General features: G+C 34.4%; 19 protein-coding genes. 17 read left to right on the forward strand and 2 right to left on the reverse strand.

What is annotated here, in order from left to right; all coding sequences use genetic code 11:
* Positions 1 to 35: 35 nt before the first annotated feature.
* From casK to adhP, 4 genes are all read left to right on the forward strand, one after another.
* Positions 36 to 1,154, forward strand: a complete 1,119-nt coding sequence (gene casK, locus DN392_RS19140; RefSeq protein WP_002108365.1) for a two-component system sensor histidine kinase CasK — start codon at positions 36 to 38, stop codon at positions 1,152 to 1,154.
* A 14-nt stretch (positions 1,155 to 1,168) separates the two neighbouring features.
* A complete protein-coding gene (locus DN392_RS19145) occupies positions 1,169 to 1,822 on the forward strand; it encodes a response regulator (RefSeq protein ID WP_088321167.1) in 654 nt (217 codons plus the stop codon).
* 192 nt (positions 1,823 to 2,014) lie between these two features.
* Positions 2,015 to 2,869, forward strand: coding sequence for a MurR/RpiR family transcriptional regulator (locus tag DN392_RS19150; protein WP_001119633.1), 855 nt, complete (start codon positions 2,015 to 2,017; stop codon positions 2,867 to 2,869).
* Positions 2,870 to 3,221: 352 nt separating this feature from the next.
* The gene (adhP, locus tag DN392_RS19155) at positions 3,222 to 4,259 is read left to right on the forward strand and encodes an alcohol dehydrogenase AdhP (protein WP_000649133.1); all 1,038 of its coding nucleotides are present in this window, start codon (positions 3,222 to 3,224) and stop codon (positions 4,257 to 4,259) included.
* Positions 4,260 to 4,399: 140 nt separating this feature from the next.
* Here adhP and DN392_RS19160 read toward each other — a convergent pair whose 3' ends face one another.
* Positions 4,400 to 5,419, reverse strand: coding sequence for an ABC transporter permease (locus DN392_RS19160; RefSeq protein WP_000836587.1), 1,020 nt, complete (start codon positions 5,417 to 5,419; stop codon positions 4,400 to 4,402).
* On the reverse strand, positions 5,416 to 6,318 hold the full coding sequence (locus DN392_RS19165) for an ABC transporter permease subunit (protein WP_000902495.1): 903 nt from the start codon (positions 6,316 to 6,318) through the stop codon (positions 5,416 to 5,418). Before DN392_RS19165 ends, DN392_RS19160 begins: the two co-directional genes overlap by 4 nt.
* A 515-nt stretch (positions 6,319 to 6,833) precedes the next feature.
* Between DN392_RS19165 and gntK the strand changes: the two genes are divergently transcribed.
* The 13 genes from gntK to DN392_RS19230 all read left to right on the forward strand — a co-directional run bounded on the left by gntK (position 6,834) and on the right by DN392_RS19230 (position 22,957).
* Positions 6,834 to 8,372, forward strand: coding sequence for a gluconokinase (gntK, locus tag DN392_RS19170; RefSeq protein ID WP_000450015.1), 1,539 nt, complete (start codon positions 6,834 to 6,836; stop codon positions 8,370 to 8,372).
* A 14-nt stretch (positions 8,373 to 8,386) separates the two neighbouring features.
* Positions 8,387 to 9,736, forward strand: a complete 1,350-nt coding sequence (locus DN392_RS19175) for a GntP family permease (protein ID WP_000260198.1) — start codon at positions 8,387 to 8,389, stop codon at positions 9,734 to 9,736.
* Between the two features lie 18 nt (positions 9,737 to 9,754).
* The gene (gnd, locus tag DN392_RS19180) at positions 9,755 to 10,651 is read left to right on the forward strand and encodes a phosphogluconate dehydrogenase (NAD(+)-dependent, decarboxylating) (protein WP_000765992.1); all 897 of its coding nucleotides are present in this window, start codon (positions 9,755 to 9,757) and stop codon (positions 10,649 to 10,651) included.
* A 270-nt stretch (positions 10,652 to 10,921) separates the two neighbouring features.
* On the forward strand, positions 10,922 to 12,142 hold the full coding sequence (locus tag DN392_RS19185) for a tetratricopeptide repeat-containing glycosyltransferase (RefSeq protein ID WP_048566476.1): 1,221 nt from the start codon (positions 10,922 to 10,924) through the stop codon (positions 12,140 to 12,142).
* A gap of 34 nt (positions 12,143 to 12,176) precedes the next feature.
* Positions 12,177 to 13,331, forward strand: coding sequence for a CgeB family protein (locus DN392_RS19190; protein WP_000420437.1), 1,155 nt, complete (start codon positions 12,177 to 12,179; stop codon positions 13,329 to 13,331).
* Between the two features lie 145 nt (positions 13,332 to 13,476).
* Positions 13,477 to 14,016, forward strand: a complete 540-nt coding sequence (locus DN392_RS19195) for an NADPH-dependent FMN reductase (protein ID WP_088321169.1) — start codon at positions 13,477 to 13,479, stop codon at positions 14,014 to 14,016.
* Positions 14,017 to 14,092: 76 nt separating this feature from the next.
* Entirely contained in the window at positions 14,093 to 14,650 is a 558-nt protein-coding gene (locus tag DN392_RS19200) for a YdcF family protein (RefSeq protein ID WP_001045797.1), read from the forward strand.
* A gap of 100 nt (positions 14,651 to 14,750) precedes the next feature.
* Positions 14,751 to 15,698, forward strand: coding sequence for an ABC transporter ATP-binding protein (locus tag DN392_RS19205; RefSeq protein WP_088321171.1), 948 nt, complete (start codon positions 14,751 to 14,753; stop codon positions 15,696 to 15,698).
* Positions 15,699 to 15,701: 3 nt separating this feature from the next.
* Complete coding sequence (locus tag DN392_RS19210) at positions 15,702 to 17,213, forward strand: ABC transporter permease/substrate-binding protein (RefSeq protein ID WP_000129146.1); 1,512 nt, start codon at positions 15,702 to 15,704, stop codon at positions 17,211 to 17,213.
* A 213-nt stretch (positions 17,214 to 17,426) separates the two neighbouring features.
* Positions 17,427 to 18,854 carry a basic amino acid/polyamine antiporter gene (locus tag DN392_RS19215; RefSeq protein WP_000129474.1) on the forward strand — a complete coding sequence of 476 codons (1,428 nt, stop codon included), beginning with the start codon at positions 17,427 to 17,429 and terminating at the stop codon, positions 18,852 to 18,854.
* A 75-nt stretch (positions 18,855 to 18,929) separates the two neighbouring features.
* Entirely contained in the window at positions 18,930 to 19,190 is a 261-nt protein-coding gene (locus DN392_RS19220; RefSeq protein WP_000391453.1) for a hypothetical protein, read from the forward strand.
* A 106-nt stretch (positions 19,191 to 19,296) separates the two neighbouring features.
* Positions 19,297 to 21,117, forward strand: a complete 1,821-nt coding sequence (locus tag DN392_RS19225; RefSeq protein WP_001236571.1) for an AAA family ATPase — start codon at positions 19,297 to 19,299, stop codon at positions 21,115 to 21,117.
* Positions 21,107 to 22,957, forward strand: a complete 1,851-nt coding sequence (locus DN392_RS19230) for a hypothetical protein (protein ID WP_061672164.1) — start codon at positions 21,107 to 21,109, stop codon at positions 22,955 to 22,957. Before DN392_RS19225 ends, DN392_RS19230 begins: the two co-directional genes overlap by 11 nt.
* Positions 22,958 to 23,015 lie beyond the last annotated feature (58 nt).

A 23,015-nucleotide genomic window follows, 5' to 3' on the forward strand; every position in this document is an offset into this window, starting at 1 on the left:
ATTTCTTAATGTTATAATGGTAGTTGGTGATGAAAATGAACTTTGAAGAAAAAGAGATGCATCGTTTAGAAGCATTAAAAGCAATTGCTGAATTATTAAATGAAGCAACAGACTTACAGGACATGTTAGAAAAAGTGTTACATACATTGTTACAAGTTATGAATTTACAAACAGGGTGGATATTCTTTATCGATGAAAGTGGAAAGCACCGTATGCTTGTAGATGAAAACTTACCACCGGCTCTTACATGGAAAGAGAAGAAGCCGATGTGTGAAGGAGATTGCTGGTGTGTAGAGCGTTTTGTGAATGGGAGATTAGAAAAAGCAACAAATATTATTGAATGTAAGCGGATAGAGGATGCGATTGAATGTAATTGGGGAGAGACCGAAGATGTTACGCATCATGCGACAATTCCCCTTAGGTCTGGATCGGAGAAGTTTGGTCTATTAAATGTGGCCTCACCTCAAAAAACACATTTTTCAGAGGAAGAATTAGCATTACTAGAATCAATTGCATTTCAAATAGGAACGACAATACAACGTATTCAGTTAGTAGAGAAAGAACGTAAATACGTAGTGGTAGCTGAAAGAAATCGACTTGCACGTGATTTACATGATTCAGTAAAACAATTGTTATTTTCTATTATGCTAACAGCAAAAGGTACTTTAAATATGACGCAAGATAGAGACTTGCAAGAGATGTTGAGCTATATTGGAGAATTATCACAGGAAGCATTACAAGAAATGACACTTTTAATTTGGCAATTAAGACCGGAAGGATTAGAGAAAGGTTTAGCAGAAGCAATTAAAAATTACGGAAAGTTGTTAGGGATTCAGGTGGAAGTTCGAATTGATGGTATGGTTTCAATTGGAGATGAAATAGAAGAAGTTTTATGGCGTATTAGTCAAGAAGCAATACATAATTGTAAAAAACATGCTTCATGTGAAAAGGTAAATGTTCTTTTAAAAATAGAAAATAACCAGTTGTATTTTTACATAGAGGATAACGGAATAGGATTTATACAAGATCACGTAAGAGAGTCAGCGCTCGGTTTAAAAAGTATGAAGGAACGTATTCAGTTAATGAGGGGATCATTTCAAATAAAAACTGAGCTGAAAAAGGGTACAAAAATTGAAATTCAATTGCCGGTTTAAAGGGGAGAAGAAGATTGAAGATTAAATTACTACTAGTTGAGGATCATCATATCGTTCGAAGAGGACTTGTATTCTTTTTAAAAACGAGAGAAGAATTTGAAATAGTTGGGGAAGCAGAAAATGGTGAAGAGGCATTAATATTCATTCAAACGGAAAGACCAGATGTAGTATTGATGGATCTATCAATGCCGAAGATGGATGGTATAGAAGCAACAAAACGGATAAAACAATATGATGAAACAATAAAGATACTTATATTAAGCAGTTTTTCAGAGCAAGATTATGTTTTACCAGCACTGGAAGCTGGAGCAGATGGTTATCAATTAAAAGAAGTACAACCAGAGCAACTTGTTGCTTCTATCATTGCAGTACATGAAGGAAATGCGAATTTTCATCCGAAAGTAACACCAGCACTATTCGGACGGTCAGCAGTCAAGAAAGAAAAAGAAAAAGAAAAACCTTTTTCCATGTTAACGAAAAGAGAGCAAGAAGTACTTCGTGAAATTGCGAAAGGGCGAAGTAATAAAGAAATTGCAGCAGAGCTTCATATTACAGAACAGACTGTGAAAACACACGTTTCAAATGTTTTAGCTAAATTGGAAGTAGATGATCGTACGCAAGCTGCATTATATGCGGTGAAGCACGGGGGAAATAATAAGTATGAATAATTATGTCCCTTGTTACGACAGAATACATAGGAGTATTTAAAATTTATCCCGCTATTTGCGGGCTTATAATTAGTGGTAGATGTACAATACTCTCACTGATTAAAGTTTCAATTTATAGTAGTGCTAAATAAAGGTTTTTCTTCTTTCTATAATTAGGTACAATAAAACTACGATGGAAGGGGAAGATATGCTATGCCAGGTACAAGAAGTGGGATTGGAAAAATTCAAGCTTCGTTAAACGGTTTATCACCGAAATTGCGAAGTATTGCCGAACATATATTGAAACATCCACAAGATGTTGTACATAAATCTATTACAGAATTAGCTGAAGTTACGAATAGTTCTGAAGCTACGATATTCCGCTTATGTAAGCATCTCGGTTTTCAAGGGTTTCAAGATTTAAAGATTACATTAGCTCGTGAAATTGTACATACTCCTATGCAAAATATTCATGAAGAAGTATCGGCAGAAGATAGTATGGTCACTGTTGCTAAAAAAGTTTTTCATTCGCATATTACAGGACTGCAAGATACATTGCATTTGTTAAATGATACAGCGCTAGAGCAAGCCGTAAAGGTATTGCAAGATGCAAGTCGTATTGAGTTTTATGGAAATGGTGGTTCTGGTATTATTGCGATGGATGCATATCATAAATTTATGAGAACGGGTATTTCTTGTATTGCTCATACAGATTCACATTTTCAAATTATGGGTGCGGGTTTACTTACTAAAGAAGCAGTGGTAATTGCAATTTCTCATTCTGGTAGCAATAAAGGGTTACTGGAAGCGTTAGAAGTAGCAAAAGCAAGAGGAGCTCACATTATTGCAATTACGAGCTATCAGAAATCAGCATTAAGTCAACTTGCTGATATTACTTTGTATACTTCAACACGTGAGACGGAATTCCGCACAGAAGCAAGTTCATCAAGATTAGCACAGTTAAGTTTATTAGATACTTTGTACGTTGGGTTATCGTTACAACGCCAAGAAGAGACGTTGCAAAATTTACAAAGTATACGTGAAACAATTTCGATGAAACGAATATAAAAAGTCCTTCAATTGAAGGGCTTTTTATATTGGCCAATAGTTTTTTGTGAAAATTTGATGATTATAATTTCCTGTTTTAAAAAATCTTTATTAATTGAGTTTTTTACTCCCGCGTAGAGTTCTAATAAACTATACATAGATGCAATTTCGGTTTTCCCTTCAAATAAACATTTGGTTAATAATTCAAATATTGTTCAATATTTAACAATAGGCTTTTAAAATTACATGTTATGATGAACGTGTAATGATGATTGAACATTTAAATTTGGCATAATAATTAGCCAAACCAGTGAAGACAGAAGTTGTGAGATGAACTCATTAAAATTCTAAAACACTAAAGGGGAGATCACATATGAAAGCAGTAGTGGTAAATAAAAATAGTAAAGCAAACATTGAAGTTATTGAAAAGAAATTACGTCCGTTACACTCAGGTGAAGCGCTAGTAGATGTAGAGTATTGTGGGGTTTGTCATACTGATTTACACGTTGCAAATCATGATTTTGGAAACACAGATGGCCGTATTCTTGGTCATGAGGGTGTAGGTATTGTTACGAAAATTGCTGATGATGTAACTTCACTAAAGGTAGGTGACCGTGTAAGTATTGCATGGATGTTCCAATCTTGTGGACGTTGTGAATATTGCGTAACAGGTAGAGAAACATTTTGCCGTGAAGTTAAGAACGCTGGTTATTCAGTAGATGGTGGTATGGCAGAACAATGTATTGTTACAGCTGATTATGCGGTGAAAGTACCAGAAGGATTAGATCCTGCTCAAGCATCATCAATCACATGTGCGGGCGTAACTACATATAAAGCAATAAAAGTATCAGACATTAAACCTGGTCAACCTATCGTCATCTATGGTTGTGGTGGATTAGGTAACCTAGCTATCCAATATGCTAAAAACGTATTTGGTGCAAAGGTAATTGCAGTAGATATTAATGACGATAAATTAGCGTTAGCAAAAGAGGTTGGTGCGGATATGACTATCAATCCAATTTCTCAAGGCCCTGCTGATAAGATTGTTCAAGATGAGTTTGGTGGTGCTTATGCTGCTGTAGTAACAGCCGTTTCTAAAGTAGCATTCAACTCAGCAGTTGATGCAGTACGTGCTTGTGGTAAAGTCGTTGCAGTAGGTTTACCGGTAGAAACTATGGATTTAAACATTCCGCGACTTGTACTAGATGGAATTGAAGTAGTTGGTTCTCTAGTCGGTACTCGTAAAGACTTAGAAGAGGCATTCATGTTCGGTGCAGAAGGAAAAGTAGTGCCGGTTGTTCAAACTTGTTCTCTAGATAAAGTACAAAATGTATTCGAAGAAATGGAACAAGGTAGAATTCAAGGACGTATGGTAATCGATTTTAAACAGCATAATTGTGATTGCAAATAATTCATTTTAAATATAAAAAGCATGAGTCTAGCTAAAGACATGTAAAAAAGTTAGACAGCAGAAAGAAGATGATCCCTGCATTCAACAGGAATCATCTTCTTTGCATTCCACTACTATCAATGTCGACTAACGAGAAAGGATTAAAGGTTCACTTTATCTACAAACGAAAAAGAATCTTTACTTTTAACAAATTTTTTATGATTTGGAACGGTTTGAATTGCTACAACTTGCGAATCTCTTGCTTTCAGTGCATCTTGAATCCCGATTGTCATAAGCTTAATAAATAGAATCGTAATAAAGAATGAAACGAGAGTATAAAAAATAATCCACCATGAAAGATTCATTTCATTACGATTTAATCCAATAAGGCCTGCCCAATCATTCGATAGAGAAACAGGTTTGAGTACTCCGTCATAGAGTTCACGCATTTGTATCCCACCAATTACAATATCAAGCAACGCTAAATGGATAACGAGTATGAGAGTTTGGACGATATGTTCCATAAATAAAACAAATAAGCGGTCAAGTAATAAGACTCGTAAGTGTTTTTTGATAATATGAAAACGGCTAGCACCCAATAATTGTGAACTTAAAATATAATCTTGTTTCATAAATTCATCAACCTCTGAGGATATATATAAAGAAAGTGTAGGCAGAGCGACGAAAATAAGTACGAGTACTTGATAAAACGCAAATGAAATATTTGGATCTAATCTATCAGCATTTGATATGATTACAATATTAACGGGCGTGATGAGTATAAATGCGATAAATAAAGTAGGAATATAGTAAAAAACTTCTGAGCATGCCTGGAAAAATCTCTTGAATTTTGGAGCATATAAACTTAAGAGGATTCCTATACATGTTCCGAATAAAATTCGAAAGAAGCTAATTGCCACAGCTAATAAGATAGTGAATTTTGCTCCTTCTATAATTTGTAAGAAAACAGACTCTCCAAAACGATCAGATCCAAAAGGTGGTATTAACGATGGTGGAAAGGGAGCCTTTCCAAGTAATTCGTTATTGTCATTGTAAAGTAACTGAGGAGGTTTTGGGATGTTATCTTTAAAGAACCAACTATAAATAAAACTAGCTGAAACAAGTATGAATAAATAAGTAAAGCCGATTAAAAAGCGTTTTGATTTCCAAATAGATTTCATAAAGCTACTCCTTTCAATTGTTTTTGCCATCTATTCATCATGAGAGAGATTATTTGAAAAATGGTATAAAACGGTAAAATAATCATGACAAGTATAATAAATGCAGCGGGAGGTGAAATAAACGCCTTCTTAAATAAAAATTGAATAATACCTTGCATATTAAAAACAAATTCTAAAATGAATAAGTTAGAAAGTAAGAAAACAAAAATCGTTTTTAAATGGTAGAAGAAGTGGATAGATATATTTTTGAATAAATGAATGCGTAGTATATAACTTGATGAAAGACCTTTTCCATATGCAACCTCTACATAATGTTTTCCATGTTCTTCTTGTATGTATAACACCATCATCCGAAACATTTGTAATGTAGGTAAGACCGCTAAAGATAAAATAGGGAGTAAATAAGCGCGATTTTCATTAAAAGAAATAATGGTGAAAGGAGCTTCCCCAAATTTCTTAAGTACCCAAATGAAAAATATTTGCAAACAAATCATCATCATCATATCAGGGACAGCTTCTAATATGAACACAATTCGGTTTATCCATTTTTTTATATAATCTTTTGCTAAAAAATAAAAAAATGCCATGCTAGATGAGATAAAGAGCGCAAGCAAAAAGGCCACAAATAATACAATAAACGAATATAGGTAAGGTTCTAAAACAGTTGGAAATAATGGTGTTGTTTTTAAATGACCAAACTTTGGGTCTGATCCTATAACCAACAATGATTCAGGTGAGAAAACCTGTTTTAACATAGTAACGATCTGGTTAAAAAAATAAATTGGTTGAAAGGTGAATCCTTGTTGAGTGATAAATAAATAAGGTAAATTTAATAATAGTAACAGTGATAAAAGAATTGATGAAAGCTTAATTGTGAATTGAGATATTTTATGTAACATTAAATCCCTCCGACATCTTTTTACAACATTATACAATAAAGTCTAAAATATTGTTTTATTTTTCTGAAAAATATAAATGTTATTAGGTTTTATAGTATGGAACATATATTTACAAGTTAATAAAGTGATAGTAGGATCCGCACTCTAAGACTATTAAGATAAAAGGACGAGTGAACTTAATACAATAAAAACGAGCAAAGTGCACAAAATTTCCATTGCGGAGGTAGTTGCTGTACAACTCCTTTTTCATGCAAATGAGTAGAACGTAAGGAAGGACTATGTATGTGTTGTTAATGAAAGAAAAAGAGAGTGTGTTGCGTAACGAATATATCGCAACTTTACCGCGGGGAAAATCTAAATTTAGTATGTAAGTGAAATGGAATGAGGGGGATAAATTTTTTATCGTGAAAAAAATTTTCTTTTTAAAACTTGATTAATGAAAAAATATTTTATATACTAATTCATGTAAACGGTTTACTAGATCATATTTTGCTAGAAACGAAGGGAAGATTCGCATGGAAACAAGGGGGAGAGTAATCGGGATTGATATCGGTACCACAAGTACAAAAACGGTTGTGTTTACAGAAAAAGGAAAAGTCGTTGCGTCACATGCAGTTGATTATCCAATTATTCAACCAAAGGTCGGATGGGCTGAGCAAGATCCTGATGTAATATGTGCTGCTGTATATAAAACTGTAAGCGTTGCCATCGGAAAGGGTAACGTGTTACCAGAGGATATTTCTTCAATCGGTATTAGTACAGCAATGCACGCATTAATTGCAGTAGATAAAAACGGTGCACCATTAACGCGTTCTATCATTTGGGCAGATAATAGAAGTACGAAACAATCGGAAAAATTATTACAACATATGAATGGGCATGACATTTATAGACGAACAGGCACACCAATTCATCCGATGTCGCCGCTTTCTAAATTATTGTGGATGAAAGAGGAAGAGCCAGAATTATATGCGAGCGCTTCTAAATTTATTTCCATAAAAGAGTATGTTATTTATCAATTGTTTTCACGTTACGTAGTGGATTATTCAATAGCATCTGCTACTGGGTTATTTAATTTAGAAACATTAAACTGGGATGAAGATGTTTTAACGATGTTACATATGTCATCAGAACAATTATCAACACCTGTGCCAACTACATATATTTTATCGGGTATGAAACCTGAATTAGCACAAAAGATGGGCATTCGTGAAGATACTCCAGTTGTTATTGGTGCAAGTGATGGTGTTCTTGCGAATGTAGGCGTTGGGGCAATATCGCCTGGATCAGCTGCAATTACGATTGGAACAAGTGGTGCGGTTCGAACAATTTCATCAAGTGTTAATACAGATGAAAAAGGAAGAACGTTTTGTTATGCATTAACAGACGAGCACTGGGTGATAGGCGGACCAACGAATAACGGCGGAATATTACTGAGATGGTTACGTGATGAATTTGGTAGCCCAGAACAAGAAGTTGCAAGGAAGCTTGGCATTGATCCATATGATTTATTAATTAAATATGCGGAAAGTGTACCAGCTGGAGCAGGTGGATTGCTATTTTTACCGTTTCTATCTGGAGAACGTGCACCTTACTGGAATGCAAATGCGCGTGGTACATTCTTTGGAATAAACCTTCAGCATAAACGAGAACATTTTATACGAGCAGTCATGGAAGGTGTGTGTATGAGCGTATATTCTGTGGCACTCGCAATTAGAGATTGTACAGGTCCACTTACTGAAATACGCGTTTCAGGAGGGTTTGCGAAATCTGCATTTTGGAGACAAATGCTATCCGATATGATGGGAAAAGAATTGCTTGTTCCTGAAAGTCATGAAGCATCTGCGCTTGGGGCAGCGGCAGTTGCTTTATATGCTGTAGGAAAAATTGATTCTCTTGAAGAGGTAAAGGATTGGATTGATATTGTACATCACCATGTACCGAATAAAGAAAATACGGCTATATATTTAGAAATGTTTTATATGTATGAACGACTTTACAATCGCTTGAAAGAAGAATTTGATTGTATAGCTGCTTTCCAACGTAAACAATAGGGGGATTGGGAGAAATGGTAGTTGGGATCGTACTAGCGGCAGTTGTCATACTACTTTTACTTATTACGGTAGTAAAATGGCATCCATTTGTCGCGTTAATTTTAACAGCAATTGGTGTAGGGCTAGCAATGGGAATGCCATTGATTGGAACTTCACCAAAAGATCCAGGGATTATCGATTCTATTAAACTAGGGCTTGGTAATACGTTAGGGTTTTTAGCGATAGTATTAGCATTAGGAACGATGCTTGGAAAAATGATGGCCGAATCTGGCGGTGCTGAACGAATTGCTAACACATTAATTGATCGTTTTGGGAAGAAACGTGTTCACTGGGCAATGATGTTCGTTGCATTTTTAGTAGGGATTCCAGTGTTTTTCCAAGTTGGATTTGTACTGTTAATTCCATTAGTATTTACAATTGCGGTAGAAACAGGGGTATCACTTATTACAATCGGTATACCACTAGTAGCAGGTTTATCTGTTGTACACGGACTCGTTCCGCCACATCCAGCAGCGATGGCAGCAGTAGGTATTTTTAAAGCAGATGTAGGGAAGACAATTTTATATGCTTTAATCGTCGGACTTCCAACTGCAATCATTTCAGGTCCGCTTTACGGGAAATGGATTGGTGCTCGTATACATAAAGAAGTACCATTAGATATAGCGGAGCAATTTATTGAAAGAGATAAGAAGAAGGAGCTTCCTAGTTTCGGAAATACATTGTTTACAATTTTACTTCCAGTATTTCTAATGCTAGGTGCATCGATTGCGGAAGTCGCGCTAAACAAAACAAGTCAACTTGCACAAGTATTGCACTTTATTGGAGATCCAATCGTTGCATTATTAATTGCAACGATATATTCTTTCTTTAGTCTTGGTTATGCAAAAGGTTTCTCAAAAGATAAAGTATTACAATTTACAAATGATTGCTTAGGGCCTATTGCGAACATACTGTTAGTTATCGGTGCAGGCGGCGCGTTTAATAAAGTATTATTAGATTCTGGAATTGGAACGACAATCGCAGAAATGGCGAAAGAATCTCATATTTCACCGATATTATTAGGTTGGGGAATTGCGGCACTTATCCGAATCGCAACTGGATCGGCAACGGTTTCTATGATGACAGCAGCTGGAATTGTAGCACCGATTGCAGCAAGTACACCAGGTGTAAACGTTGAACTATTAGCACTTGCAACAGGTGCAGGATCATTAATTTTATCACATGTAAATGATTCTGGATTTTGGATGATTAAAGAGTATTTCGGAATGACTGTGAAGGAAACATTATTAACATGGACTGCAATGGAGACAATATTATCTGTTGTAGCACTTGGACTCATTTCGTTATTAAATATATTTGTATAGAATGGGAGATTGATTAATATGAAACTAGGTTTAATTGGATTAGGAAAAATGGGATTCCCATTAGCGGAACATTTATATGAAGACAAACATGAAGTTGTTGTATATGACGTAAATAAAGAGCTTGTTGAAAAGGCTGGGGCTTTAGGAATTACTGCTCGTCATACATTAAAAGAAATGATTGCTGAATTAGAAGCCCCTCGTACAATTTGGGTAATGGTACCTGCGGGAGAAGTTGTTGAGTCAGTATTAAAAGATGTATATCCATTATTAGAAGAAGGCGATATCGTTATTGAAGGCGGAAATTCATTCTATAAAGATACGTTACGCCGTGCTGAAGAAGCGAAAAGCTTTGGTTTACATTACGTTGATATCGGTACATCAGGTGGTGTAGAAGGAGCTAGATACGGCGCTTGCTTAATGGTTGGTGGAGAAAAAGAAATTTATGATCAATTAGAACCTTTATTTAAAGATTTAGCAGTAGAGAATGGGTATTCTTATGCAGGCCGCGTCGGAAGTGGTCATTTCTTAAAGATGGTTCATAACGGTATTGAATACGGAATGATGCAGGCAATTGCTGAAGGATTTGAAGTGTTAGATAAAAGTGATTTTGATTTCAATTATGAAGATGTTGCAAAAGTATGGGCAAACGGATCGGTTATCCGTGGTTGGTTAATGGACTTAACTGAAAAGGCATTTGCAGATGATCCAAAACTAGATGGTATTAAAGGTGTGATGAACTCTTCAGGAGAAGGGAAATGGACTGTGGAAACAGCACTTGAACTTCAAGCGGCAGCACCAGTAATCGCAATGTCATTATTTATGCGCTACCGTTCTCAAGAAGATGATACATTCCACGGAAAAGTAGTTTCAGCTCTTCGTAATCAGTTCGGTGGACATGAAGTTGTGAAAAAATAGGAAATGATTTTCGAAAAGAAACTTGTGCAAAGGCGCAAGTTTCTTTTTTATAGTGTAAGACATCTCTACTTTAAAAACACCGTCAATCACTGTTTATTTGTACTGATTGTATCAAATATATAGTGAAGCATGAAAGATGTCCTAACATAAAAGTAAGAATAAATAAAATGAAGTTGTCATAAATAGTAAAAGGATGATTATGTCATCAATGTAGCTATGAAATGGTGTTACATATGAAAAGAGCGTGTTAATAAAATATGAGGTGGTTAAATGGGAAATGAGCAAGTGAAGAATGCAGGGGAAGAAAAAAAGTTATGTCTTTGTATGATTGTTAAAAACGAGTCTAGAATTATGGAAAGATGTTTAAATGCTACAAAATCAATTGTAGATTTTGTTTCTATTTGTGATACGGGATCAACAGATCATACACCTGAAATTATTGAAAATTGGTGTAAAGAAAATGAAATCCCTGGAACAGTTCATCATGAACCATTTAAAAACTTTGGTTATAACAGAAGTTTAGCAGTGTCATTGGCACAAAAAACATATCCAGAAGCAGATTATTTATTAATATTAGATGCGGATATGATATTAGAAGTTGATCCTGATTTTGATAAGACTAGTTTAACGGAAGACCATTATCTTACATTGCAATATGATATTCATATTAAGTATTGGCTTACACGCCTTCTGAAAGCTTCTTTACCATGGAAATCTGTTGGTGTTACTCATGAGTATTGGGATATAGATCGTTCCAAAGTTGGTGCGGATTACAATACGAGGGTAGCTAGGCTAGAGACACTTGTCGTTAACGATCCAGGAGATGGTGGGAGTAAAGCTGATAAATTTGAGAGAGATGAGAGGTTGTTGTTACAAGGATTAAATGATCCAGAAACAACGCCAGATTTGCATATAAGATATTTATTTTATTTAGCCCAAACTTATTTTCATTTAAGTCAATTTGAAGATTCGATTAAATGGTATAAAAAACGGGTGGAAGCAGGTGGATGGGTTGAAGAGGTGTTCTATTCGTTATTGCGAATAGGATTTTGTTATGAACAATTAGCAAACCGTTCAGCAAATAAACAATATGAAGTAACAGAAGCTGATGAAATAGAAAATGCAAAGAATCAAGAAGAGCAAAATACAGCATTAGCTATTCTTTATTTTCAAAGAGCGTGGGAATATAGACCAACTCGGGCTGAACCATTATACCAACTTGCAAGAATGTATCGATTAAAATCTCAAAATAATATTGCTTTGATGTATGCCCTGCAAGGGAAGGAAATTCCTTTTCCGAAAAATGATCTTCTATTTGTAGATTATCATGTGTATGATTACTTATTTGACTATGAGATTTCTATAAGTGCTTTTTATATACCGCATAAAAAACATTTAGGTGCAGTATCACAAAAATATTTGGAATCGAAAAAAGAAGAGTTACCGTTGCATATAGCAAATATGGTAGAAAGTAATGCGAAATTTTATTAAATACATTTTCGGTTAAAGGAGTAGTGGAGTAATCATGGAATTAATACGATGGGCGCTAGAATTAGGGGAATCTGTGCATGGAAATACGTATGAAGAATTGATGCCACTACTAGATTATTATTATGATCGCGATCATTTAAAAGCGTATTGTATCGCAAATCTTCTTATAGACATGGACGTAGCAGAAGAGCATCGGGAAAAAATCGAATTAAGAAGGTGCATTGCTGCTTATTATGCTGGAATGTATAAAGTAGCAAAAAAACATGCAAATGAGCTTTTACTGAAATATCCGGATGTGGATTTATATAAAAATAATTTAAGACTAATGGAAGCATATTTGAATAAAGAATATGATTATTGTCTTTTTATATGCCCAAAGACGTATGGTAGTTTTATAGATGTCGCGCGAGCTTTGAAATGGCGATTGGAGCAAGAGGGAAATACAGCAATTATATCAGAAACAATACTAGAAAATGTGAAAAATACAATTGTGTTTGGAGCACATACGTATGCGCATAACCCGAATCTACTACCGAAAAATGCAATTATTTATAATTTAGAACAGCTATATGAAGGAAGCCCTTATGCACATCCATTTTATTTAATATTATTAAAAGATAAGGAGATTTGGGATTATAGTAAACAAAATATAGAATGGTTAAAACAAAAAGGGATAGGAAAAGAAATAAAACATGTAGGAATGAACTATGCTCCAACTTTGGAAATAAAAAAAGATGCATTTGATGATGAGATCACTGAAGACATTGATATACTGTTTATAGGTGCTCTTAATTCGAGGCGGCAAGCTATTTTAGATCAATTAAAAGCAGTTGCTCCAAATTTAAATATAGTTTTTAAAAATAATGCGTGGGGAATTGCTAGAAATGAATTGATTGCTAGGTCTAAAATTATATTAAATATTCATTTTTACTTGTCAGGTATTCTTGAAACACCTCGGGTATCTTATGCAGTGGCAAATAAAAAGTTTATTATTTCGGAAAATAGTAATCCAGAGGACGAGATGGAGTGGCCAGGAATTGTGTTTACTTCGTACGAAAAAATAATAGAAAATATTTTGAAATATATATCTTTACCAGAAGAACGTAATAAATTAGCAGAACAAGCGTATACCCATTTTGAAGCGAATGGAAGCAGAGGTATACTGAGTCATAATGGTGGAGAATCGTAATTGTGAAGAACTCATACTTTCGTATGAGTTCTTTTTTTGCCTATCATACTATTTTATCAAGCTAGTTCCCTCTTTATATTGTGTTTTGTATAGAAATTTCTGATAATATATAAGTATAACTTGAAAACAAAGGGGAGAAATAATTATGAAACTAGTCGTTATTAATGGTACACCAAGAAAATTCGGTAGAACGCGTGTGGTGGCAAAATATATTGCCGATCAATTTGAAGGGGAGCTATACGATTTAGCAGCAGAGGAACTGCCTTTATATAATGGGGAAGAATCACAACGTGAATTAGAAGCGGTAAAAAAATTAAAGGCGTTAGTGAAAACTGCAGACGGTGTAGTACTATGTACACCTGAATATCATAATGCAATGAGTGGTGCGTTGAAAAATTCGTTAGATTACTTAAGTAGTAGTGAATTTGTTCATAAACCCGTCGCATTACTTGCAGTTGCAGGAGGCGGTAAAGGTGGAATTAACGCATTAAACAGTATGCGTACTGTTGCTAGAGGGGTATACGCAAATGCCATCCCAAAACAAGTTGTGCTTGATGGACTTCATGTACAAGACGGTGAACTGGGAGAAGATGCAAAACCATTAATTCATGATTTAGTTAAAGAATTAAAAGCATATATGAGCGTATATAAAGAGGTGAAAAAACAACTAGGAGTGGAGTCATAAATCAATCGTATAAAAAGTACTTCTGCCTTCCTATCTTTTTCTATATAATAAAAAGAAAGGGAGTGCAAATTTATTTATGAACAAATGGATCTTGCTTATAATCTTATTATTACCACCACTATACATTCTTTATATGACGTTTCGAATGAAAAATGTTGCTCGTGAAAAATTGAGTAATCACTCTCCGTACGTTCTTATATTAGGCGCAAAGTTATTTGGAGATAGACCGTCTTTATCACTTCAAAACCGTTTGGATGTAGCGTTGGAATATTTATATTCCCACCCTGAAGCGAAAGTAATTGTTTCAGGTGGTCAAGGGGAAGATGAAGATATACCGGAAGCTCATAGTATGAGAAACTATTTAATGGTACATGGTATAGATGAGAGTCGTATTTTAATAGAAGATCAATCTACAAATACGTATGAGAATGTCAAGTTTAGTATGGATTTATATGATGTGAAGCATGCGGTAGTTGTAAGTAATACGTATCATTTATATAGAACTAAAATAATTGCAAAGCGTTTAGGCATGAAGATGGAGGCATTAGCTGCTGAAACACCAATGCGTTCTAAGAAAAAAATGTATGTACGTGAATATGCTGCAATAATGAAAACGATATTGTTCGACCGTTAGAGCTCAAATTTGAGCTCTTTTTTAATTATAAAGCGTATCATTTGAAATGAATGCCGTATTCCATCAAAATAAAGGAAACAACATTAAAGGAGTTGTATTTGTGATTCAATTTAATCATGTGTCAAAAGCGTATGAAGATGGCATGAAAGCAGTGGATTCATTGCATTTAGAAATTAAAAAGGGAGAATTTTTTGTTCTCATTGGTCCGAGTGGTTGCGGGAAAACAACGACAATGAAAATGATTAACCGTTTAATTGAAACGACTGAAGGATCTATTTTAATCGATGGAAAAGATATTCAACAATATAATATAAACGAATTACGCTGGGATATAGGCTATGTGTTGCAACAAATTGCTTTGTTCCCGCATATGACAATTGCAGAAAATATTGCAGTGGTTCCTGAAATGAGAAAATGGAGCAAAGAAAAAATAAAAGCTCGTGTCGATGAGTTGCTACAGATGGTCGGGCTAGATCCAGACGTATATCGCGATCGCATGCCTGATGAATTGTCAGGAGGGCAAAAGCAGCGCGTTGGTGTCGTAAGGGCATTAGCCGCAAACCCGAAAATCGTTCTTATGGATGAACCGTTTAGTGCGTTAGATCCATTAAGTAGGGAACAGCTTCAGAAGGATATTGTACAATTGCAAAAGAAGATTCAAAAAACAATTGTATTCGTAACACATGATATGCAAGAAGCATTATCACTTGGAGATCGTATTTGTATTATGAAAGAAGGAAAAGTAGTTCAATTAGATACACCAGAAGGTATTATACATAATCCGAAAAATGAGTTTGTAGAAGAGTTCATTGGAAATCGTGGACAACCTTGGTATGAGGGGAAAAGTATAGATGATGTATTGCCACTTGATGAAAGTATACGGGTAGAAGGGGATGCATTATCATTGCATTCTTCTTTACAAGAAGCATTAGTTCGTGTACGAGCTGACGAAGTCGTTCCAGTTGAAGAAAATGGTCAATATGTTGGAGTTTTAACAAGTCGTCATATTGTTAATTACATTGTTGAACAAATGAAGGAAAGAGGCTAAACAGTGACTGATTTTATACAAACGTTCCAAGAGCGAAAAATAGAATTACTAACTGCATTAAGTGAGCATTTACAAATATCGCTTATTTCACTATTTTTTGCAGTAATTATTGCGGTGCCACTTGGCATTTTATTAACGAGAAAACAACGAATGGCTGAATTTATAATAGGAACTTCTGCGGTTATGCAGACAGTGCCATCACTTGCATTACTCGGACTTTTAATTCCGTTAGTAGGAATTGGAAAACTCCCAGCCATTATTGCATTAGTTGTGTATGCACTATTACCTATTTTACGAAACACATATACAGGAATAAGGGAGTTAGATGAATCTTTAATCGAAGCAGCGAGAGCTATGGGGATGAATAGCTGGAGAAGACTGTGGAAGGTAGAGCTTCCTCTTGCATTACCAATTATTATGGCCGGTATTCGTACGGCGATGGTATTAATTGTTGGAACAGCTACATTAGCAGCTCTTATAGGTGCTGGTGGGCTCGGAAAACTCATATTACTTGGTATCGATCGAAATGATCATGCGCTTATCATTTTAGGGGCCGTACCAGCCGCGTTACTCGCTTTATTCTTTGATGTAGTACTTCGAGTGCTTGAGAGTCCAAAACGCTCTTCTAAGCGTATTATATTGACGATATGTATTACTTGTATAATGATTGCTTCTCCCTTTCTTTGGAACACACAAAAGAAAGATATTGTTATTGCCGGAAAACTTGGATCAGAACCTGAAATTTTAATTCAAATGTATAAGCAGCTTATTGAACAGGATACCGATTTACACGTAGAATTAAAACCAGGTCTTGGAAAAACAGCATTTGTATTTGAAGCATTGAAATCAGGAGAAGTAGATATATACCCTGAGTTTTCGGGAACAGCTTTATCTACTTTTGTGAAAGAAGAGCCAAAAAGCACAAATCGGGATGAAGTATATGAGCAGGCTCGCATTGGAATGGAAAAGAAATATAATATGGTTATGTTGAAGCCGATGGAGTATAACAATACATATGCACTAGCTATGCCGAAAAAAATAGCAGATCAAAATAATATAAATACAATTTCTGATTTAGGAAAAATGGCACAGGATGCTAAAGTAGGATTCACATTAGAATTTGCTGATCGTGAAGACGGTTATAAAGGAATGCAAAAATTATATAACTATAAGTTTTTAAATGTGAAAACGATGGAACCGAAACTACGTTATAGTGCAATTCAATCAGGGGATGTTAACGTAATCGATGCATATTCAACTGATAGTGAACTTGAGCAGTATGGACTGAAAGTGCTAAAAGATGATAAAGGGTTATTCCCACCGTACCAAGGTGCACCATTATTAAGAAAAGAGACGTTACAGAAATATCCTGAACTTGAAAAAGTATTAAATACATTATCTGGGAAGATTACAGATGAAGAAATGCGAAAAATGAATTATGAAGTAAATGTGAATGGAAAAAGTAGTGAAGAAGTAGCGAAACAATTTTTACAAAAAGAGAATTTACTTCGTTAATTTTACAAGAAATATACAAATTTATATGTATGAAATGACCGTTCATTACAAAATGAACGGTTTTTTTGTGCATACTTATACATTTTTTCAAAAAAGTATTCCATTTTTCTTCATTTTCTTTTAGAATAAGTAATGTTTTCCTGAAAAAATATAAGAGAAACGTCTATTAGAGAAAAAGGTGACTTTAATAGTTGAACGAACATAACACCTAGAATGACAGATGGGGTGGTACAAATAGAAAAGAAGTTAGGTTTTTTTCCATTAATTGCATTAGTAGTCGGAACGATGGTTGGTGGCGGTGTTTTTAGTTTACCGCATGATTTAGCAGTAGGAGCAAATAGCGGCTCTATAATAATTGGTTGGTGTATTACAGCGATGGGAATGATTCCACTCGCGCTCGTATATCAAACGTTAGCAAGACAAAAACCGGAGCTTGAGGGCGGAATTTATAGTTATGCACGTGCTGGTTTCGGAGAGTATATCGGATTTAACAGTGCTTGGGGATATTGGCTAGCAGGAATTTTAGGAAACGTTGCAACAATCATGTTACTGTTTAGTACATTAGGTTATTTCTTCCCCATTTTTAAAGGTGGAAATAATGTTGCGTCTATCGTTGGTGCATCACTTTTATTATGGACGCTTCATTTTCTAATTTTATTTGGAATTCGCGAAGCATCTATTATGAATGTTATTGCAACGATAGGGAAATTAGTTCCAATCGTATTATTTATTGTTGTAATGGTAACAGCGTTTCGCTGGGATACATTTACACATGATTTTTGGGGAGAAGGAACTATATCAGTTTCCTCTATACTTGGTCAGGTGAAAAATACAATGCTTGTAACTCTTTGGGTTTTCATTGGGGTTGAAGGAGCGGTTGTATTATCTGGTAGAGCGAAAAATAGCCGAGATGTTGGTAAAGCGACAGTACTTGGACTTATTTTAGTAATGTCTATTTATATTTTAATTTCTGTCTTGTCTATGGGAGCGATGACAAGAGGAGAGCTTTCCGTGTTAGAAACCCCGTCAATGGGACATGTATTAGAACATGTTGTTGGGACATGGGGCGCCGTTGCGATTAACATCGGGTTAGTTGCTTCACTTGTAGGTACATTAATAGGCTGGTTTTTACTTGTTTCTGAAATTTCCCACGTAGCAGGAAAAGATGGCGTGTTTCCGAAAGTGTTTACGAAAACAAATAAAAAACAAACGCCACATATGGCATTATGGATCTCAAATGGCGTTGCCCAAATTATATTTATAATCGTTCTGTTTTCAGAATCAACATATCAAATTATGTATTTTATTGCTTCAACATCAATTTTAGTACCATATTTATTATCAGCGTTATTCCAATTTAAATTAGTTATTACAAACGAACTAAAAGATGCAAAAGTAAAAAACGGTTCGTTAGCTTTAATTGCTTCTACTTATTCTGTATGGCTTCTATATGCAGCAGGTTTGAAAAATTTATTACTTGTTTCAATCGTGTATGGAATTGGGATTATTGTTTACATGTATGCAAGAAAAGAAAAAGGAAATCGTTGTTTTAAAGGTATTGAGAGATATGTAATGTGGGCAATTGTTATCGCAGCTATCACATCACTTTATATGTTATTAACTGGAAATATAAAAATGTAAAAGTCCTTTTAAATAAAGGGCTTTTTTCTTTGTCTAGAGAATATTTAATACATAAGATATTCAGGAGGGATGAAAATGGAAGAAAAAGAACAGTTAACCAGAATTGTTGATTTAGCGAGTGAAGTAAGGAAAGTATTAGTGCAAGAATCCTTTTTTAATCATCATCCTGAACTACGAGGAGTGATTGAAAATTTAGCGAGTGCTGTAGAGAATTTGGCGGAATTACAGCAAAATACAGATGAAAACGCTGAAGATCGATTACGATATGTACTTGCTAAAATGAAAATTGCTCATAATGCCATTTTACAAGAGAAAAAAACATTTCCATCTCATTAATATACGTTTTAATTTTGAACCTGGCGGATAACGTCAGGTTTTTTGTTTCTAGTTTTTCGTTTCTTTCATACACTAAGAATAGTATGAAAAAAAGAAGGTGACGAAGGTGAGATTACATAAAGCTCTTCAGCCAAGTTTTATAAAAAGAATGTACTATATGAGGTTTATCGGAAAGTTTACAAAAGCAGAGAGAGAGAAGAATGGAGAGAACTTCTTTGTACAATGCCTATCGCCAATACCATTCACGTTACAAGAGCAATTGAAAAATGAACCATACGTATTTGAAGGTTTATGTAGCAATAAAAAGAATGAAAAAGTCTTTTCGGAATTAAAGAAAAGAAAATTAGAAAAGCAATTGGTTATGTTTCGTCTCTATTATGAAAGAGGACATATATACGTGGAGTTAATTTGTGCAGAAGAACCACGAGAAATGGCCAATGGCTATAAAATGATTCCAGTACCTAAAGTTTCCGAATATAAAAAAGGAGAGTCTTTAGAAAGAAAACTTGGAAATGGCTATTTGTCATTTCTAATGCCAAAATATCCGAAAGACTTTGAGCCTCCCGAATTATTGTGGCACGATGGAAGGTTATATGGAAATATATCTTTAAAGTCATCATCAATTAGTTCAATCGCATATTTTGAACAGCAGCGGGAATGTAAGTATATAGACTTAAATGACTGGATGAAGTATGTGGAAATAGCGGTAGAAGATCAATTGTATTTTGTAAGCAATCACATGTATGAGCAATTAAAAAAACGAATGACTGAAGAAGGTAAGCATGTAGAAGTAGAGGAAATAAAAGTGCACAAGGATGAATGGGAATGGGATGAGCGTGAATCCGTCTTTTTACAGTATGTAAAAAGTTTTGTACGTAACAAAGGGCTATATTTGGATGAAACGGACATTTATAATTTCCATATAAGTGCGAAAACAAATATGTTGACGATTCTAGGTGGTATACCAGGCGCTGGGAAATCTCGATTTGTGCAAGCTTATGCAGAAGCACTTGGATTACAGTATGGGGAAGAATTGGTTTGGATTCCGATTTCACCATCGTATCAAGAACCACATGATTTACTTGGTTACCTTCACCCAAATGGTACTTTTATTGAAAGTGAAACAAAATTAGTTAGGGCGTTAATGAAGGCAAAAGAAAATCAAAATCAACTATATATAATCGTTTTTGATGAAATGAATATGTCACATATTGAGCATTGGTTTACTCCATTTCTATCTGTTCTTCAACTTGAAAAGCAAAACCGTATTCTAAATTTGTATGAAGGTGTACAAGAAAAAGAAAATCCAATTCCATCAACAATTGAAATTGGTGAAAATATTATATTTGTAGGTACAGTAAATTTTGATGAAACAACGAAAGAACTCTCAGATCGATTATTAGATCGGACGAATTTAATAACGTTACAAAAGATTCCGTTTTGTGAGATGTGTATGGAACAAGAGAAAATTGTATTACAACCACCTCTGAAAGTAACTGCAGGAGAATTTCGTATAAGCTGGGTCAGGAATAAAGCGATGATTGAGGTGTTTTCTGAAGAAGAGTTAGAACTATTAGATAAGTTACATGTTGTATTGTCATCACATGATATGTCAAAGGGAATTTCATTTCGATGTGCAAACGCAATCGCTACTTACTTGCAAAATATACCGTTCCAAAATAATCATTCCTATATGATCAGTAGAGAAGAGGGATTTGATTTACAAATCAAGCAACGTGTATTGACGAAAATAAGAGGTACTGAAATGATGGTTGGGTCTTTACTTTCTGAAGACGTAAAAAGGGGGGCGACATTACTACCTCTTTTGCAATCGCCACTTGCAAACAGAGTATCTACATTTGAACACTCTTTAGCATATATAAGAGAAAAGCGTAGAGAACTGGAGCTGTATGGCTATGCAAAATGAAGGGCGATATGAAACAGAAATCGTTGATACGAAAGAAACACTCCCTTTTGTATTAAAGTTAATCATTGGAACTGAGGCAAAGGGGGAATATATTTTATTAAATCGTCTTTGTACATCTACTACAGCATTAGTTCAATGTATTTATAAAGTACAAGAATTAAAACCAATTAGATTGCATTACCATTATGAAAGTCCAATGAATATTACTTTTATATGGAATAAAGTATATGAGGGACAGAAAAATATAAAAGAATCAAAATATGAAATAAATGAAAAAAAACAAAAAGTATTAATATATGAACATGGAAAAACGGAATTCTTTTATCCGTGGCGTTGTGGATTATATCATTTTGAAGTGAATATAGAAGATAGAACGTATTATGGCGCATTTCAAATCGTTCCCAAAAATTTTTTTGATGATCAATTTGAAATGATTCAAAACTATGTAAAGTCAATTTTGAATGAGTTGATTTTAGATAGAGGTTATTATAAAAAGACTTTCTCTGCACTTAGTGATATTGAAGATTCTTCTTATTTAGTGTTACTTAGAAAGTTGCCGCAAAAAATGAAAAAGATAAAGCAAATTTTTAAGAAAATAGAATCGAGTTCAAAATTTATACATGAATATAAATGGGAAGAAAAAGAGCGGAAAGCAACGAGAAAAGGAGCCATAGTGACGGAAAGAAAACCGTATGCAAAATATTATAATCGTAAGTTTATAGAACAAAAAAATAGTAAGGAAAATGCATTTCTTAAATTTAAAGCGATGCAATTTTATTTCTATTTACTTGAAGCTGAAAGTTTTTTGAGCCAAACAATTGAAATATTAGAAAGAGCAAAAAGAAAGAAATCAGAAGAATTTCAAGCTGTAAAAACGATTATACAAACAATTGAGCGTAATGGATCAGTGACCGATAGAGAGAAACAAAAGTATAAAAATATTCATTTACTAAAAGAGGCGGATTTGCGAAAAAGCTCTATGAAGATACAAGAATATAAAATATTAGCGCACTTTGTACATGAAAGTGTACAATACTTTCAAACTTTAATGCATTCTCCATTTTGGAGAGAAGTTTCCGAAACAGGTAACATGTACTCACATAATTTACCGATACCACATCAACAACTACTGCAGCATTTAGATGTACTTCCACAATATACAGAACAATCTCCATCTTTATTATTTGTTTATAAACCAACATTTTTAGTGTATGAATATTACGCTTTTTTTATCGTTATTTCCATGTTAGAGCAAATTGGTTTTGAGGCTAGAAATTCCATTCGTGAACAAATTCAAGAACATTTTTATGTAGATGGATTACAGGATGGAACGACAGTAGTTTTACACCGAGATGATATTAGAGTACATGTCGCATTTAATGATTTAATTGAAACTCATCCCCTTATTGCATTAAGTAAAGGGAGTAATTTTTATAATGGAGAAGATACGAAGAAGCCAGACATTCGCTTAGACTGTTATGTAAAGGAAGAAGGGAAATACGTATATCAATCTTCTATTATTATTGAAGTGAAGTATAGCCCAATGTACAACATTTTTCAGCACGTTGGAAATACGAAGGCAACTGAGCAAATGTATAAGTACTGGTCTATAAAATATGTAGAAGAACAGGATGGAAAGAGAGTCTATTATCGAAGGGCCATTTATGAAGTTATTTGTGTATATCCAGGAAGTCATATGCATAGTAAAAAAATTGAGTCTGGATGTGGTGTGTTTTTGCAATTATATCCATATAAAACGAAACAAGGGGAAGAGAAATTAGCCGGAAAACATGGAATGGTACAAATTTTTGAGAAGTGGTTAAAAAGCATGAAGAAGTAAAAAAATCCTTTTTTATAAAGGATTTTTTTAGATTAAGAAGAAATATATGCTGTATGGA

It is taken from the genome of Bacillus sp. BB51/4 (assembly GCF_008368845.1).
GTDB lineage: Bacteria > Bacillota > Bacilli > Bacillales > Bacillaceae_G > Bacillus_A > Bacillus_A wiedmannii.